The sequence below is a fragment of the Pseudomonas sp. NY8896 genome (assembly GCF_039634505.1).
On sequence record NZ_CP132350.1, the window covers coordinates 4,951,924 to 4,968,505 of the forward strand.

Annotated in this window: 19 protein-coding genes; 11 read left to right on the forward strand and 8 right to left on the reverse strand. The window is 39.1% G+C overall.

Annotated features, from left to right (window positions below; translation table 11 throughout):
• Window positions 1-46: 46 nt before the first annotated feature.
• The 7 genes from Q9451_RS22280 to Q9451_RS22310 form a co-directional block, all read right to left on the reverse strand.
• Window positions 47-436, reverse strand: a complete 390-nt coding sequence (locus tag Q9451_RS22280; RefSeq protein ID WP_345960769.1) for a hypothetical protein — start codon at window positions 434-436, stop codon at window positions 47-49.
• Window positions 437-529: 93 nt separating this feature from the next.
• Window positions 530-1,318: an N-6 DNA methylase gene (locus Q9451_RS22285; protein WP_345960770.1), complete on the reverse strand. Its 789-nt coding sequence runs from the start codon at window positions 1,316-1,318 to the stop codon at window positions 530-532.
• A gap of 34 nt (window positions 1,319-1,352) precedes the next feature.
• On the reverse strand, window positions 1,353-2,138 hold the full coding sequence (locus tag Q9451_RS22290; RefSeq protein WP_345960771.1) for a hypothetical protein: 786 nt from the start codon (window positions 2,136-2,138) through the stop codon (window positions 1,353-1,355).
• Window positions 2,135-2,662, reverse strand: coding sequence for a hypothetical protein (locus Q9451_RS22295; protein ID WP_143486323.1), 528 nt, complete (start codon window positions 2,660-2,662; stop codon window positions 2,135-2,137). The genes Q9451_RS22290 and Q9451_RS22295 overlap by 4 nt, the downstream gene beginning before the upstream one ends.
• A 33-nt stretch (window positions 2,663-2,695) precedes the next feature.
• On the reverse strand, window positions 2,696-3,391 hold the full coding sequence (locus Q9451_RS22300) for a hypothetical protein (RefSeq protein WP_143486320.1): 696 nt from the start codon (window positions 3,389-3,391) through the stop codon (window positions 2,696-2,698).
• A 106-nt stretch (window positions 3,392-3,497) separates the two neighbouring features.
• Window positions 3,498-4,031 carry a hypothetical protein gene (locus Q9451_RS22305; RefSeq protein WP_143486317.1) on the reverse strand — a complete coding sequence of 178 codons (534 nt, stop codon included), beginning with the start codon at window positions 4,029-4,031 and terminating at the stop codon, window positions 3,498-3,500.
• Between the two features lie 58 nt (window positions 4,032-4,089).
• The gene (locus Q9451_RS22310; protein ID WP_143486314.1) at window positions 4,090-4,611 is read right to left on the reverse strand and encodes a hypothetical protein; all 522 of its coding nucleotides are present in this window, start codon (window positions 4,609-4,611) and stop codon (window positions 4,090-4,092) included.
• 340 nt (window positions 4,612-4,951) lie between these two features.
• Between Q9451_RS22310 and Q9451_RS22315 the strand changes: the two genes are divergently transcribed.
• The 11 genes from Q9451_RS22315 (at window position 4,952) to Q9451_RS22365 (ending at window position 16,107) form a co-directional block, all read left to right on the forward strand.
• Window positions 4,952-7,516 (forward strand): hypothetical protein, encoded by a 2,565-nt coding sequence (locus Q9451_RS22315; protein WP_345960772.1) that lies wholly within the window; start codon window positions 4,952-4,954, stop codon window positions 7,514-7,516.
• Window positions 7,517-7,720: 204 nt separating this feature from the next.
• Window positions 7,721-8,155: a hypothetical protein gene (locus Q9451_RS22320; protein ID WP_345960773.1), complete on the forward strand. Its 435-nt coding sequence runs from the start codon at window positions 7,721-7,723 to the stop codon at window positions 8,153-8,155.
• A gap of 117 nt (window positions 8,156-8,272) precedes the next feature.
• Window positions 8,273-9,457, forward strand: a complete 1,185-nt coding sequence (locus Q9451_RS22325) for a hypothetical protein (protein WP_345960774.1) — start codon at window positions 8,273-8,275, stop codon at window positions 9,455-9,457.
• A 106-nt stretch (window positions 9,458-9,563) separates the two neighbouring features.
• Complete coding sequence (locus tag Q9451_RS22330) at window positions 9,564-11,333, forward strand: zincin-like metallopeptidase domain-containing protein (RefSeq protein WP_345960775.1); 1,770 nt, start codon at window positions 9,564-9,566, stop codon at window positions 11,331-11,333.
• The gene (locus tag Q9451_RS22335) at window positions 11,330-11,506 is read left to right on the forward strand and encodes a hypothetical protein (RefSeq protein WP_345960776.1); all 177 of its coding nucleotides are present in this window, start codon (window positions 11,330-11,332) and stop codon (window positions 11,504-11,506) included. The genes Q9451_RS22330 and Q9451_RS22335 overlap by 4 nt, the downstream gene beginning before the upstream one ends.
• A 2-nt stretch (window positions 11,507-11,508) precedes the next feature.
• The gene (locus Q9451_RS22340) at window positions 11,509-12,537 is read left to right on the forward strand and encodes a hypothetical protein (protein ID WP_345960777.1); all 1,029 of its coding nucleotides are present in this window, start codon (window positions 11,509-11,511) and stop codon (window positions 12,535-12,537) included.
• 122 nt (window positions 12,538-12,659) lie between these two features.
• Entirely contained in the window at window positions 12,660-13,091 is a 432-nt protein-coding gene (locus Q9451_RS22345) for a hypothetical protein (protein ID WP_192440623.1), read from the forward strand.
• A 128-nt stretch (window positions 13,092-13,219) separates the two neighbouring features.
• Complete coding sequence (locus Q9451_RS22350; protein ID WP_345960778.1) at window positions 13,220-13,783, forward strand: hypothetical protein; 564 nt, start codon at window positions 13,220-13,222, stop codon at window positions 13,781-13,783.
• Between the two features lie 126 nt (window positions 13,784-13,909).
• Complete coding sequence (locus Q9451_RS22355) at window positions 13,910-14,575, forward strand: hypothetical protein (protein ID WP_345960779.1); 666 nt, start codon at window positions 13,910-13,912, stop codon at window positions 14,573-14,575.
• Between the two features lie 7 nt (window positions 14,576-14,582).
• Window positions 14,583-15,206, forward strand: coding sequence for a hypothetical protein (locus Q9451_RS22360; RefSeq protein ID WP_345960780.1), 624 nt, complete (start codon window positions 14,583-14,585; stop codon window positions 15,204-15,206).
• Between the two features lie 79 nt (window positions 15,207-15,285).
• The gene (locus Q9451_RS22365) at window positions 15,286-16,107 is read left to right on the forward strand and encodes a hypothetical protein (protein ID WP_192440628.1); all 822 of its coding nucleotides are present in this window, start codon (window positions 15,286-15,288) and stop codon (window positions 16,105-16,107) included.
• A 61-nt stretch (window positions 16,108-16,168) separates the two neighbouring features.
• On the opposite strand, the gene Q9451_RS22370 is transcribed toward Q9451_RS22365, so the two are convergent.
• The gene (locus Q9451_RS22370) at window positions 16,169-16,516 is read right to left on the reverse strand and encodes a hypothetical protein (RefSeq protein WP_345960781.1); all 348 of its coding nucleotides are present in this window, start codon (window positions 16,514-16,516) and stop codon (window positions 16,169-16,171) included.
• Window positions 16,517-16,582 lie beyond the last annotated feature (66 nt).

Sequence of the window (16,582 nt, forward strand, 5' to 3'; positions counted from 1 at the left end):
ATTCGTAGGTTGCTTTTTATCCTCTGTATCTTATGCCATAAGCAAATCAAAGATATGACACTTCCAGCTTAGCCATTTGGGAATCAGCAAACTTTGCAACCTCAATGGAAAACTTACCCAAGTCTTCCCGTTTTAGGGCTTTCTTCATTCGTTGCTTTGGAATGTCAGCACCAGTTGCCTTGACGATAATGTCTAGAAAATCCGTTGAGATTGGAATTTCAATCACATCACCAGCACGGCCAAGCTTGCTGATAAGAAAGTATTTCTTTGCGGAAAGGTCAGCGAAACCAACCATTTTGAATCCGGTATCTTTGACCATAGACCGAGCAGCTGCAGCACACGACGATAGGAATTCATCGTTGGTCATAATCATTTGATAGTCAGGTGTATTAGCTTCTACAAGCTTGTGTTTGATTTGTGCGTAGAACATAGACATAGATTTCTCCTTAGTAATTTTGTCTTGTGTAAATCCTTCTGTTGCTAGAGTTGATCGAATCGAACCAGAGTACAAGCCCCCTCAGAGGCTTTTTTACAGATTACAGTGATTATTCACAGCAGAAGACTTTTCAATAGGAATATCAGCCATCACATCAGCATCAAAAAGTATTTCCGATTCATCAGGCGACGTATAACCGAAATAAAGATGACCCTCTTCAAAATATTCTGTAATAGCATTAGCATTAAACATTTTCAAATTATTAATATTCAAATGATGGAGCATCAGGGTTGATAGAATTTGAACCAGTGTAGATTTACACGCAAACTCATCAATATCATTTAGAATCAAGCCAAGCATGTTTAATTTTTCTGCATCAACATCATGAATGTGTGACAAGAAGGCCAACGTCAAGCTACCGGCACCACAACAAATATCACCAGCAAGCTTTAATGAATCCCAAGCCTTAATTTCATTTGGGTCAGGGAATGACAGCTCAGGTAAAGCATAAGCAATCTCTTCTGGCGTGAAGAATTGACCTCGACCTTTTCCCCTGCTCTTCCCTTTCCGACCTGAAAGCACAATCTCTTCTGTTAGTATTGAGAAAACATCAGCAAATGGCTTTGAACTAGCTACCATTCCTACATACATATCAAAAGCTTCTTTCAGAGCAACCTCATCAGCATCATAAGGCATTTCACATTGTATATTGGACATAGTGAACATAGATGCTCTAAAATTCATTCTACGCCATGCAAGAATTGCTGACCCGTAGCAATAATCTATAAAAATTCTCAAAGCTAACTCTTGTGATTCACGCTCATTCATTGGCAAAGACTTAGTTATTGCAAATATTTTGTTTTTCAGTGATTTTATATTCATAACATTTCCTCATATTTAATTTTAGTTCAAAACTTTAATTGCACAACTCACAAATTTTATTGAATGCTGCTAACATTCCATCCTTGTTGGAGCTACCAAGGTCAATACTCGGGCTTTGCAGCTCGACCAGCAATCTACGATTCTCACCATATTCAGTCAGAACGTTGCTTTTGAACACAAGGACTCTTTTCATTGCAATGTCATGACTTAATATAGACGCTGCTACTTGAATGAATGCAGCCTTACAAGCCAGCTCATCAATATCAGTCATTTCAACAGTGAGTGATTTCAATGACTCAGGATCGGCCTTGAAACGACGCTTCAACAGGCCCAGTGTGAGACTTCCAGCACCAGAGCAATCATCGGATTGATTAGCTCCTGTGAAACAACCACTCACGAAAGCCAATTCTGACAGTAGGTTAGAAAGGTCAGATGGTGTAAAGAACTGACCAATTCCATCCCCACCTTTACCAGTCAGAAGCAGGTCTTCATGAACCATTGTCAGCAGGTCAGTGAATGGCTCATGTGCGGCTACTAAATCAAAGTAGCTTATCAAAGCATCACCAAGTGCATGATTCTCTTGGAAGACCTCATAAGCCCTATTAGAATCTTGACAGACATAGAACCATGCACCATTGTCCAAACGACGATTCATGTTCTTATCAATCCAAGCTTCACAAATCATTTGAAAACTATATTCAATAAACAATTTATAGCTTTCAGATAATTTGCCCTTTTCACTACCTTTCAGGTAGTTTGAAACATTCAACAATTCATTCTTGAATTTACCCAATAGATTCTGTTTTTCTTGTGAATTCATACACAACTCCTTTTATGTCTTCTAGCCACTAATTCTTTTTGCCATTTTTTCAACTCAACATACATATCCCTTTCAGGGTAAACCCCAATCATCAGACCTATATGCAACTCAAACAGGAATTCAAAGTCAGTGTATTCCAGTTTCAAAATCCTACCGCCTTTGAAATCAAAATAAACGCTATCACCACTAGCATTAAAACCAATGCCAATGCTTTTAAACATTTCCTGAATTCTTGGCAATAAGCACTTTATTGGTTTTGATTCAGATAACAGACTTATGTTTTGGTAGGTCGTGCAAACCTCTTTATGGTCATATACACCTAATGCTTCCAGAAACTCACCATCTGTTGTATCAACATCTAAGGTGCGGACGATTTTCACCAACTCATTATCATCATAACAAAACGCCTTAGCATGACAGTTATAATGAACAACTAAACCCTTGCAACCATCCCACTCAAACCACACATCTATCATTTTTGAGTTATCATAAAATTCCTCAATCTCACCTGCACAATCAAACATAGAATTCTCCTTTTATTATACAAAACTATACAATCAATCATTAATCATGAATACTTCACAACCACCTGATGATTCAAAATATTGCTCCATGACACCCAATACATCATCAGTAGTGAAATCTTTCTCACCTTCAACCAGTTCATAGAATTCTGGCCCAAGCACACACTTCAACAAATCAGAGAAGTCACCCGCCATTAACCAAAGCTCTGAACATTGAAAAACTTCAACAGTGCCTTCATCTAGAATCATGGTGACTGACGGACACATTGTGCAAATGAGCAATTCGATAAGCACAAATACATCATCTTCGCAAAGACTTGATGCTTCTTCTTTAACAGTCCAATACAGATTACGATAACTCATCATTTGACCAACCATACTCATGAAATTTAGCTGTTCAGGCGAATTATTTTTATCAACCAGAGACTTCATTCCATCACTCATGAAGTCATCAACCAACTCGATGAATGTTTGTTCTCCAACAGATTGATTTGCTCTATTGAATATTTCCACCTTAGAAAAGCTTTCATCAAATGCTAATGTCCAAAGTGGATTCATCCAGCAGATAACCCTTTCCATAAACCAGCATTTATCAGCGTTTGGTCTATCTGACCTGACTACTTTACAAGCATAATCATAAAGCTCTTTATAGCCATCAACCTCATATGCAATATTGGCATCACTTGGAGCACTTGGTATTTTTACAACGTTTTCATCATCATTATTCATATATCACCTCTTGGATTATTTTAAATAGACACACGCACCCCTCAGAGAATGCTTACATGAATCATTCTCTTTAGTTAGAATTAATAACAAAAAAAACAACGGAGCACTAGAAGGCTTTCAAGAATTCTTCTATCTCTTTTGCTTTCTTCTTAGTCAGATACTTCCAGCCACTTGAAACTCCCATTTCAATTGCTTCCTTCAACAATCCTACAATGTAATCATCATCGAACTCAGGCAAGTCATTTCGCGGAGTATAATAATCGGGAAGCTCCATTGCTAAGAAAGCAAATGAATCTTCAACATAATGATAGTCACTAATCAAAGTATCAAAGAAATAGTCAGTTACCGCTCTCGCATAATCATAATCACGGCGTTCATCTAAATGACGGCAGTTATCAATCAAAACATTTGACGTATCAAAATCAAGGTCATATTCCAAGTATGCTGCTGATGATACGCTGATGTATAAGTCATCGCCCCGATAATCACCAATTGTCACCATCAGCTCTATTGCACGTAGCAAGGAGACATTGAACAACTGTTTGATTGTCTGAATATCTACAGGTGACTGGAGTTTTTCTTTAAGCTTAACTTCTGAAACTTTAAGATGTTTATTTATCAATTCTTTCTTAGTTACCATTTTTTTCTCCTACGGTTTGTTCATAAGCAAAACCTTAAATTATTTAATATTCGAAATGTTATAGCTCAAAAGCCAGTTTTTCAATCGCGTACAAAATAGCATTAGATCTGAGTTTCAGCTTTGCTTCATATGCTTGTTGCAAATCATTCAAAAACTGGTCAACCCTTGAAGCCAACCGTTCTCTAACTTGATCCTTTGTGTGAAAACTTTCTATGGATTCATATAAAGAAATAAAATCCCTGAGAACAGACTCAGCATCAAAGCAGCTCATCAGTAATTTAGCACTTGTGCTATTCAGTTTATCCTGACAACCTTCGACGTAACGTAGACATGAAACAAACGCCTGAGCTACTTGCTCACTAAGGATGAATTCTTGTTTATCTTTAGCAATGTGCAAATAACAACTACTGAAGCGTGTTTCCGTATCCTTAACAGAAATTACCTCAAAGCCTTCAAGATATAGCTCAATGTAGGCTCCAAGCATATACATATTTAGAAAATCTTCACGCCCTAGGGACTTCCTCTTAATATCTTTAATGAATTTATTAGCCTTGTTTAAACATGATTTTTTCTCATTCATTTAATTTTTCCTTTGAGTCATAAGCAAAACCTTGATTGGTTGAGTTGCAGCGAATATACAGCTTGGAAATTAGTTTGTCTATAGTTATTTTTTGCCAACAAAGAGAATCAAAAATGAGGTTTATTCTCTAAGCCTTTAGTTGCGTGGCTTGCAGAGCATTAGAATCAAAACTAACATTTATTAAATCCGACGAACGGTAGTGTTTATGCAAAAACCTATTTTTTGTTTGCTACTGAAAGTTTGCACATCAGGATATTAACTCACTCTTTTTAGTTGTTCTTATAATTTGAATTAGTTTATTTATATATTATAATGACACTATATAATATCTGATTTATTCATGAAATATTTAATCATCGCAGTGCTTTCAATTCTTCTATCAGGTTGTTTTGATGAACCTACTGGGAAAAACGGTCTAACCACCATCCAAGCAGAAGCCAGCAAGCAAGCCGTTGTCTCAGACCCTTTGGTCAAGGACAGAGCAATAGACAACAACGTCAATGAGGTTCTAGGTGGATGTACGTTAGCCAAAGAAATCGAATCCATAGCCAGCAATCAATATATTTTCACTGGAACTAAGACAGACCTTTCTAACGGCTACAACTGTCAAGAAGAAAACAACCCAATACCACAAGCCGCTGGCGAGACAATCGGTACCATCGAGAGCCGTATTAATTGGATTATCACAGGGGTAGCTGGTGTATTAATGGCTATCATCGCTATCCAAAAGGTGTTAGCCATCATGGGATGGAACCTTAAACGTGTGAACAACACACCCATAACATTCTTGAAGAGCATATTTGAATTCTGCATTGTCTTCTTCATCTTTTCTATTTTACTTTTGATACTCAAAATTGGCTTGGGATGGTCAGGCGTTGCTATCAAGATGGAAAATGATTCAGCCCAGTTGAAAGAAACAGCTCAAGTCATTCCAGATTTCTCATACAAGAACGAACGATTAGCCAACATCCTTGACTATCTCATTTGTGTTAAATCTACGGCTGTTCAATACTCAGACCAATCAGCAGCAATCTCAATTTCAAAAGTAGTGAATGGCAGAATGCTATCTGCATCCTATGGTCAATGTAAGTTGCAAGGAGGATACGCCTTAGACACGAAAGGAATTGCCGTAGCGAAGAAATACAACCTAGGAGATTACACACAGATTCAAGATGATGCTGTTGAGAAAGCCCTTAGTAAATTCATTGCTGATGCTGACAAGGTTGCAGCCAAATATTCAGTAGGACTTACACCAGTCATCTTAAAAGGTGTATTCAACGAGCAGACAGCAAGCTGCAGCGTTGATGCATTGACCAGCATTGATACAAGATACTTCCCAGCAAGGGATTTAGAGAAATACAAAGCCTTTGCTCTGAACTGTCTCAGCCGTAATTTCGTCTTTGACCTAACCAAGACCCATAGCATCACCATGGAGTCAATCGACCGCCAACAGGCTAGCCAAGGTCACAGAAGGAATTTCATTTGCTCAGGCGGCTATGAGCCAAAATCAGTGGTTTCCTTAGACAACATCAAGCAGCTATACCAGCAATGCGTCTCTGAGAATTGCAACGGCTCAAGCTCACCTTATGCATGTGGTACCGCCTTGAATGGCTACTCAATGCTCATGGACGATAAAGCCAAGTCATTCTTCACCTTACCGGCTAACGATGTGAGACGTAAGACCTTCGACAATGCGTCAGCAGAAACGTTGATTAACACCTTCAACGCTGATTTCAGTGTGATGGAGAAGCGTGAGTATTACGACAGCGTAGGTGCAGAGATAGCTAACTTCCCGGTCACTACCACAAAGGGTACGAACACCCTGAACCAGCTCACCAATGCGTTCAGAATCGGCTATGAAATGAAGAAGGAAGGCATGGGCGGATTCGGTATAGACACCATCTTAGGCCGCTTTACTGGCCGTGATGGGCTTGCTGGTTCCACAAAGTTCATCACCTGTATGCAGCATCCTAACGTGATGTACAACGGCTTTGATTGCGGCAACGTCTATCAGGAAATGCACCAGTTTGGAATCAAGCTCACCATCCTTGGTACCCAATTGAAATTGGCTGGCTCTTTAAACAACAGCCACAGCTTCAAGAAACAAATGCAAAGTGCTGATGCTTCATTCACATCTATGAAGAAGATGATGATGAGCTTCATGAGCGTAGGTACTGCTAAGAAATTCATAGCATGGGGTTTACCAGCATTAACTGATGTATCAGGCTCATTGGTTTCCTTTGCTGCAAATGACAATGGATTTGCTGAAGACTTCCACTCAGTAACCAACACGTATTCTGAATTTTATCTCTTCATGTTCATAAGCCAATTGAACGATGATGCGGCTGATTTGGTTATGAAACTAGCTAATGCTATGACAGCTCTAGGCCAGTTGTTCATATTCCTTTTACCTTTATCAGACTATTTGATTTTCTTTGCTATCCTATCTGGATTATTGTTTGAGTTGGTGTTTAATAGTGTTACATACAAGATTCGCTGGTTAATTAACCTTGATGCTAAAGCAGAACGTAAGGACTTAGACAGAATAGCTATCGTTCTTTACGCTGAAAAATTAATCTTTGCGGCATTGAACGCCACATTAGGTTTCTTACTCATTCCTCATGTATTTGCTACAACCTTCAAAGTAGTGATTGGTGACTTGAATGATTTTTCACTTTCCTTGTTCGGATGGAGTGAAAGCTTAAGAGCTATTTCCCTTTCAGTCATCATGTCCATCATGGTCATATTCATCATCTACAAAATAACTTCTAAGTTAATGGAAATGACAAGTGGCTTCCAAGAAGGTTACATGCACGGTACTGTCACTAAACAAGACATGAGAGTACAAGGTGAAAGAGAGGCTAAATCTTTAATCAAGTCTTATAAGGGTAGCATTGCAACTTAAAGCATGGGGTTGGACAGTGGTGTAATAGTTAGTTGTAAGGGGGCTGGGTGTTAATCTGGCCCTTTTGCGTTGTCTGGAATTTTCGTTAAAGTAATAGGCTTTTCAAATCGGTACTTGACAGGCGATAATTATTTACTACAGTTATCCGCTTGAGTATTTCTATTTACATGTTATAATTGAAGTACAACTTAGAGGACATTACATATGAACAGTTTAAAATTATACATTGGCTCAGGATTGGCAATAGTTGGTAGTCTAATCAGCATTTCTTTACTTCTCAAGTTCCTTATCGCATTCGATTACTTGGAACCGAAACACGCTGGCCTTTTCTATGTGTGCGGTATTGCTACTTTGATTGCATTGGGTTTCTTGTTCTTGTTCATCACCGACATTGAACACTTCAACACAACCATGATGGTAGTTTCCATGGCAGCAGGCACCATCTTGCTAATTTCTAGCCTTGGGTTTGGTGGTATAATTTATTCGATATTCTTCAACGGCTTCTGTAAGGTACTTGAAAAAGCTGGGTTCTATAAGGCACTTTACAGAGGTATTGGTAACATTCTTGGTTCTGTTCTTGGTTCTGCCCTTTCAACGGTTTACAAACCAAAGGTTAACAAATACAGCAAATACCTTTAAGTTTTCATTCTCTAAGTTGTAAAAGAGCCTCCTTCACCGGGGGCTTTTTTATGCCTGTATGATTTGCGTTAAATTTCTTAAGCATTATAATGTTAAGTAATAACATCGTAGGAAATTATGTCAGCTAAGGAATTTATACAGAATAAAGAAGAAGCACAGGAAAGACGCGAGAAGAACATTCATTTCAGAATCACCGATGATAAGCTAATCATCATCAGCCCAAATCATTTTGAACCCGAGCACCTACCCTTCTTTTCAGCCATCCTTGAAAACGAGCAAGCTAACGCTCAGCTAATCAAACCCTTCCAAGAAGGTCATCTTGCCTACGCTCACAGCTATGGCTCGCTTTTGATGGAAAAATTTCACCATTTTGAGAATGTGAATGACCCTCTCTCATTCATCAAACTCAATGGCCTAGAAGACAGGTTCAGTTTCTTCCAGTCCAGTGACACCATCGTCATAGTGGATAGAGACAGAGAGCTATGGCACACGAACGCTACCGGGCGTTTTGAGACGTTCCAAACAGGTCAGGTGATAGCCTCCCCTACCGGCCAGCAAGCCACGTTGCTTGGCTTAGAGCTTGAAGCCACCTACGACAACCTGCAGATACTGGGGATGCTGTCTGAACAAGGGGACAAGTATCACCACGACCAGAACAGGCCAGAACCCGTGGTATCCCCTACCCCATCAGTCCAGCCAGATCCAACGCCAGAGGCTCTACCAGCCCGTAAATTCAGCGTTCAGAAGGTCATAGTCAACCTATGCGAACTCTACCGCAACAATGAAACCAGCGTGCTCGAGCAGCCCGATTTCAAGCGTAGGTTTGACCGTAAGACAGACCCATTGATGAAGGTGGAAGGATTCGACCCTAAGCAGCTCTACACCGACCCGGATGCAGTGAACGCCTTTCTACGCAACCTCCCACACGCTCAGAAGGTGGCTATGGCTGGCGATAGGAACTCACTCTACTCACTCCTATCTACCTACCACAGACAGGCTCAAAACGCCGTAGAGAAGTTTGAGTATGAATATGGCCCGGTCAATGAGTTTTGCCCTGCAGCTACTGAACAGGTGATTGCTTACCTTGCATTCCTTGATGACAAGAAAATGTTGGGGAAAGACCAGTTGATGAAGCAAGGGCTGGAACGCCTTGAACGAGCTTCAACCATGAAGAATTTAAACACTGACTACACCAGTGAATCTTTAACCATGAATGAATTAAAAGCTCATCTGGTTAAGAGCTTTGAAAATGTTGATTCAGCAAAACATGAACGACATAAAATAAAATACAACATCAGATAAGCCCAACAAGGGCTTTTTTGTTGCACCAACAACCTTATTAACATACATAACTTGTAAAGTATTCTCGTTATATTATAATAATAGAAATAACAACTGAAGGTTTACTATGTATGAAGGAATTGACCTATCTAAATTAGGAGCAGAAATAGAAAGCTTTGTAGATTTCTTTGATGAAAACAAAGCCTTATTCAGCAAAAACGTTTTAACCCAACCATTAGTGCCGTATGACGTTCACTTACTAACCAAAGCCTATATCAACTCAAAATATGGATTCAGCCTAGAAACTGAACCAGCAGAAGTTAGGGCACTAGAAACATACCAAAACCTTATTAACTCTATCCCTGATGAAAAAGAGAAATCTGTTTCCACTGAGTTTGGAGTAGAGTTTAAGTATTTTGACTCTAAGGATTTGAAAGGTTGTACACCGGAGTATGCCCTACAGAAATTCAAATCATCCTTAGCTGGGCATGAGCATTTATTCAGCAATCTCATCAAATACGCCGAACAAATCAACGAACACAGAAATGATGTAGGCATGACCTTGACAGCCTATGCTGATACAGGATTGAAATTCACAAATCTATATTCAGGCTTCATCGAACAAACTGTTGTTGATAAAGCTTTAAGTCTTAGCCTTGCTATCCAAGAAAACGAAATCCCAAAAATGAAGCAAGAACACAGTGACATTGTGTTTGAGCCGGGTGAATACACAGAAGGTAAATACAAGAAAAATGACATTCATTTCACGGGTGAAACGGAGAATCTATTCAAGAAAATTGGTGAACGTCTAATTGAACGTTTAGAAACAAATGACCGCTCAGGTATACCAATCTGGGAAGACCCTGTATTTCAGCAGCTAGGAATGAACCCTAAATCGGGTTACAAGTATGGCAACGAAAATCAAGTTCTGTTGATGGATGACACTGAATCTAGGGGATTTAAAGCACCACTTTACATGAGCTTCAATGATGCTATCAACTCAGGTTTTGCCATGCCGAAAGGCACCAAAGGAACACAAATTGTTCAACGCTTTGGTATGAAAGGTAAAGCAATTGAGACAACCAATGAATCTGGTGAATCTCAACCAGTCCTAGACACCAATGGAGAGCCACAACATTTCTGGCGTAGAGCCGCTAAGACAGTTACCGTTTTCAACATTGACCAGCTTGAATGGAAGCATGAAGACAAGCCTGACCCTAGAATCAAGTGGCTTGAAGAGTTCCAGAAGCCTCAGTTCAAGGCCATGAATAATGAAGACCTCATCAAATTCAGAGATTGTTACCTTAAATCCATAGACATTCCTATCACTAGGGGCGGCACTACCAATTACTACATGCCGAAGAAGAACGCTATCAACCTTGCACATAGCGAGAACTTCAAGAGTGTCTTACAAGAGCTTTCTACTACCTTCCATGAAGACGCACACGCTCAGGGTCACTCTTCCAAGCTCAACCGCCAGTCATTGAACGACTACCACATCAGTAACGCTCACAGGGGCTTTGAAGAGCTTCTTGTGAACGTAGCCGCTCAACAGCTCGTTAGACACTATGGACTTGACCAGAACGAGCAGCAGCAAGCCTACAACGCCAACGAAGACGCCTATAACCTTGGATGGGCTGTACCAGCCTTTAAGAAAGACCCGCTTCTAATCGTTGAAGCTATGCGTCAATCACAACAGTGCTTTGAGTCCATGAAGACCCGTATAGATGCACAGCTCAAGGCTGATAACGTCTATGACCTTATCCATAACCCTGAGAAGCCTGAGCCAGTGAAGGTAGAGCCAGCAGCATTGGCACCGAAACACGCTTACAAGAATGCGGCTAATGATTCTACTAAATACAAATCAACCACTAACCCAATGAGGAACTTATTATGAGTAAAGAATACTACACAATTGAAGATGCTATTGAGCTATCTGGTTTGTCAGCAGAAGACTATTTCAGTCTTTTGGATGGCGACCTTAAACCTGAAGAAGAAATTTTGCCTGAACTACTAGTCAGTAGCAATGAAGAAGAGCAAGTGTTAATCAACAAACTATCAAGAGGATAATTATGAAATATGGGATAAATTTAGAGCTAATTAACGAATACAAAAGATTTAGTTTCAAATCAAATATCTTTGAGCATAACGAGACTGGCTTATCAAGAAAAACGGTGTTGGATTATTTAGGAGACAAGCTAAAGTCGTATGAGCAATTAACTAAAAACACAAGGTTCCTGAATGGTGTTAACAAGGATTTCAATGAACTGTTTAGAATCTTCTACAAACGAAAGATTGGGCCTAATGAACCTGACAGACAAAAATTTATCAAGGAATTTCAAGATATCATTGATGATATAACTATAAAGATACTGTCAAACCCTCATAATATAAATGATGATTTTGATTTTGATGAACTTGATACATTGGAAAAATTAACATCAGTTAAACCTCAAAATTTAGGTGATGTGTTTTCTGGTGATTTTGATTTTGAAAGTGACAGTTCTTTTGACAATGAAGACATTCCTATATTGGATGACTTTGTAGATGAGAAAACAACGAATGAAGAAGCCAGTAAGATAAATGATTTCGATGACTTCAACTTTGATGAGCTTGATGAAAATCCTGCCCCTTCTTCAAGTGGTGATGATGAGATAGTTAAAACTGATGATTTTGATTTCTCTGAATTCGATGAAACGCCAACCAAAACCAGTGAAGAACCCGCTAAAAACAGAAAATCATTCTACTTTAAGAATAATGAATTCAGCTTGTTCATTTCATTCGACACCATGAGCTTCAAGGCATCAGGTCATGACTCATATACCATCAATGCATTGAATAGATTCGCTACCCTTCTATTTGTCAATCAAGAACTCATCACATCAGTATCACATCCAGAGTGGCTTTATTCAGGCTTGGAGAATGGGCTAGATAATATTTTCGACAGGATAACATCTTTATTCAAATTCAAGACCAAAGATGAAATTGCACTGACTGAGCAATACATGGTCACTCAGCTTTATGTCGTGTTGTGGGAGTATAAAGATTTGGTAGCCTACTACACCAAACACAAAGACCCTTTCAATTTGAAGCACAATTAAATAGGAAAGAAACAAATCATCCAGCAATATGCTGGATTTTTTGCACTTAAACAACGTGACACTTATTGACATTTAATAAATGCGTATTATAGTAATATATAACAAACTACAAAAGGTGTAACATGTACCTAATATTAAATAACATTGAAGAAGGAGAATTATTTGTAAGAGTTTATGCAAGTGAATTTGAAAGAAAGCTCAACCTCTTCACAGTAACCGCTGACAATTTCCAAACCCTTGACATTGCTGACCCTGACAACCTTCTTGAAACCGTTATCAACATTTTCATTGATGGTAAATTCAACTACAACATTGATGCTGTTGAATCAGCTCTTGGGATAGCCGTAAGCCACGACAAGAAGCAAGCCTTAGATGCCATACGCCGCTGCTACGCAAAGCATGGTGAATCAGTGAAGATTATGCTTGAAGAGACTAACTACAGCTCGCTCTCAAGAGTGCTTGTCAGTGAATCAGATAGACTATTCGCTATCAACAATAACAGAAGACGTGAATTGTCAATGCAAGAACTTTTTTTAGATACATTGACAATCTAATCAGCCAGATAAACAAACAAGCCTTCTTAAGAAGGTTTTTTTGTTTTCTGGAGATGAATATTTAATATCAATCACTTGCAATAAGGGTATTTACATGTAATACTATAATAAACAACATCATTATATTTATGAAACAATTAATAACATCTACATTAGCATTTACCATATTGTCATCACTAAGCACTATTGCTTCAGCAAGCTTTGAAATCAAAATTCCATTGGAATCATCATTAGGTGGCCCATTATCCAATGGTTCAATAAGCATGGGTGTGAATCCTGACGGCACCAACGGTTCAAATGGAAACGGTAACGGCACAGATAATGGCTCAACAGACCCTACTACGCCAACAGAGCCAACAGAGACAACAGAGCCAACTGATCCAGAAACCCCAACAGAACCTGTTGTTCAATGTAGTAATAACGCAAGCCAAATTGGTCAAGTGCTACTTTCATCTGGCTATTCCGATATATATGTAGCTAGTTATGCTTATAGAATGAGCTTTACCGAAACAGGCGGTGAAAAAGAAAGATGCACAGTGACGCTTAACATTCCGAACTCTAAAATGTCGCCTTGCGTAAGCAATAACTCATACAGAACAAGTGCTGTTTCATACCTAGAGGCAAACTTTGATGTGATGCAACCAATAGAGACAACATGGAGATATAGTTATTCTGGAAGTTGCTCAAATTAAAATCACTGATACTAAAAAGACCTTCTCATGAGGGTTTTTTGTTTTCCTCATGTTAATATTTAATCCCAATCATTTGCATTAAGGGTATTTACATGTAATACTATAATAAACAACTTGCTATTTTTTATGAACAACATCATCAAAGGTCTTTTCTCACTAACACTTTTAGCTTCTGCATCCGCACAAGCTGCTTATGTAATGTATATTCCAACTGAGGTTAAATTACGTGGTTCACTTCCTGATGGCACCATACAGTTTGTAACCCCAAACGAAGAACCAACAGAACCAGTGGAGCCAGAAGAACCAACAGAACCTACATACAGAGGCTCAGTTACTTTTTCAACTATTTATAAGTCAACGAAAACTGGCTCTAACTTCAAGACTATTTTGCTTGGTTACAATGCCCGTGATTATTCATCCAATAACAGTGAATTACCTAACCGCGAAGCATACCCATGCGACCCTGCCATAACGTCTGAATGTGTTACTGTGAATGACCCATACGTTAAAGGGGCATATTCCATTCTTTATAGCGGAAGCAATACGGTTATCACCTACACCTATGCTTCTTTGAACAAAATCCCAAATCAAATTGACATGCCTAATTTCAGAACCAGCTACAACACTATTTATGTGGAGCAAAATGGTGAAATGCTCGGGTGTGGCAAAAGTGGTGAAACATTTGCAACAGTGGGCGGTTCATCAAATAAGCATGATGAATACAATTTATCCTTCACCTGCTCAGGGAATATCACGCTCCCGCTTTCTAACGTAACTTTCAGATTTAATTGAGGCAATCATGATTGCCCTTTTAGTAATACTTTCAATTGCAGCAATAACTTTAAGCATTCATATGATGAATGCTTATACTTCTTTAGGGGCACAGAATCTTCTTGTAGACAGCATTAAAGTCAAGGAAGAATTGCAAATGATTAAAAATTCTCTTCTTGTTTTATCTACTGTGTATGAAGAAACAGTTGATGATTCAACCATACGCTACCCAGCTCTGCCAATGGGTCAGAATCAAGGTGACTATCATAGGCTTCCTGCAGCCATGTTGAAGACACTCAACCCACTCAAACAACCTTACGTCTATTGCCCTTTTGCAGCTCGCTCAGACCAGCCAATGACCGAAACCATCAGTGATGGCCCCGGAGCTAGCTACAACGCTGGTACAGCGGTTCTGACGAAGAATGGTACATCTAGGAACTACATCACTAGCACAGGCGTGAACACGCTCAATGGAGCGGTCATCATGGCCTACATCATCAGCCCTACCCCATCGTTCAAAGGGTCAATCAGATGCTCAGACGTTACATACAGTGATTCCCTTCAACAGTTTGTAGTAGCTGGGGGTAGAGTAGAAACAATCACAGCACTGGAAATAGAAGCAGTAAATCTAACAACGAAGCCTTCCGAGTGAGGGTTTTTTGTGCCTGCTATAAATTGCTAAAGAATTATTAAGTGTTAATATGTTAGTAATGAATTACAGAAGGAGCATTATGAGCGAACAATCAAAAACACCATCACAGTTAACAGAGGATTTGATTAATGCTGAAATTTCCAAGCTAGTATTGCGTATTGATGAATTTCTAAATAATTGCCCTGATGGCAATGCTTTCATTCCTCAGCCGCTTTTGCAGGTTTTCAAGCAATACAGCACAATCAAAGAAGCTGGGAGGTTCAAGGCTTCTAAAAGTAAATTCCCATACGTTACACCACGCTCTAAAGCTTCTAGGAACCAAATAGAATATCTCACCAACTTTGATGCTACACCGTTGCTCCAGCATCTATGCCTAGGTATAGCCAATCACAAATACGATTATCATTCCCATGATTTTTTCAATTTCCTACCTAAAGTAGTAAATAGCTCTATCTTTCACTTCCTTCAATGGGGCTTAAATCACCTCAACACCTATAAATCAAATAGAAGACCGCTCACAGCAATCAATACAGTTTTCACCTTAGTCACAGAAGGTAGCCCGGTAGACTACTTGAAGAAAATACATGGTCAATTTGAGCCTGAGCTAGAAAGCACTAAGATTCAGCGTATAACAAGGATTAGAACAACAGATAACATTAATGTGACTTTTATTCTGTCTGAGATAAATTGCTTGGCAATCATTAATAACCAAGGATTCATTGCAGTCAACGCTGAACAAACCACCATACCCTACGGAAATAATGAATTCTTGTTGACCCCCGAAGGAGTAATGGTTGAAGAAATGAACCACATTGGCGGCTCCCTTTCCATTGTTAACTTTGCCCAAGAAGTTAAATTAGAACTAGCCAAGACCCCCAAGCTCAAACCCAAGGCAATATAAAACCCTCACATGAGGGCTTTTTTTATTTTCGTTATTACTTATATTTTTTATAAATTACGAATTATTTTATCTTAGTAATTGATCGATGTGACGTTGTTATTTTTGAATTTAACAACAAATATTCACGAAACTCAGCTTGAAGCTTTTTAGCATCAGCCAAGCTTTTGACTTCCATTTCTAGATTAACGTTACACACCTCACCATCAAGGAAGGCTGGCATGTCTTTATTGACTGTTACCTTCATGAATTCCCCTTTTGCGTGAGCAGCATCAAGGGCTTGATGTGTGGCTTCAATTCGTTCTAAACATTCAGGGTTAATGACCGTCACTTTTTCCTCAGCATGAACCAAAGCGGCTGTCATTGAAAGGGTGATGAGTAGTGCTAGTTTTTGTATGCGTGTTGCTTTCATATTTTCTCCTTTTTTAGTTAGTTATACCATTCCATTCATATTATTCAATTTAAATACCTTATTTTT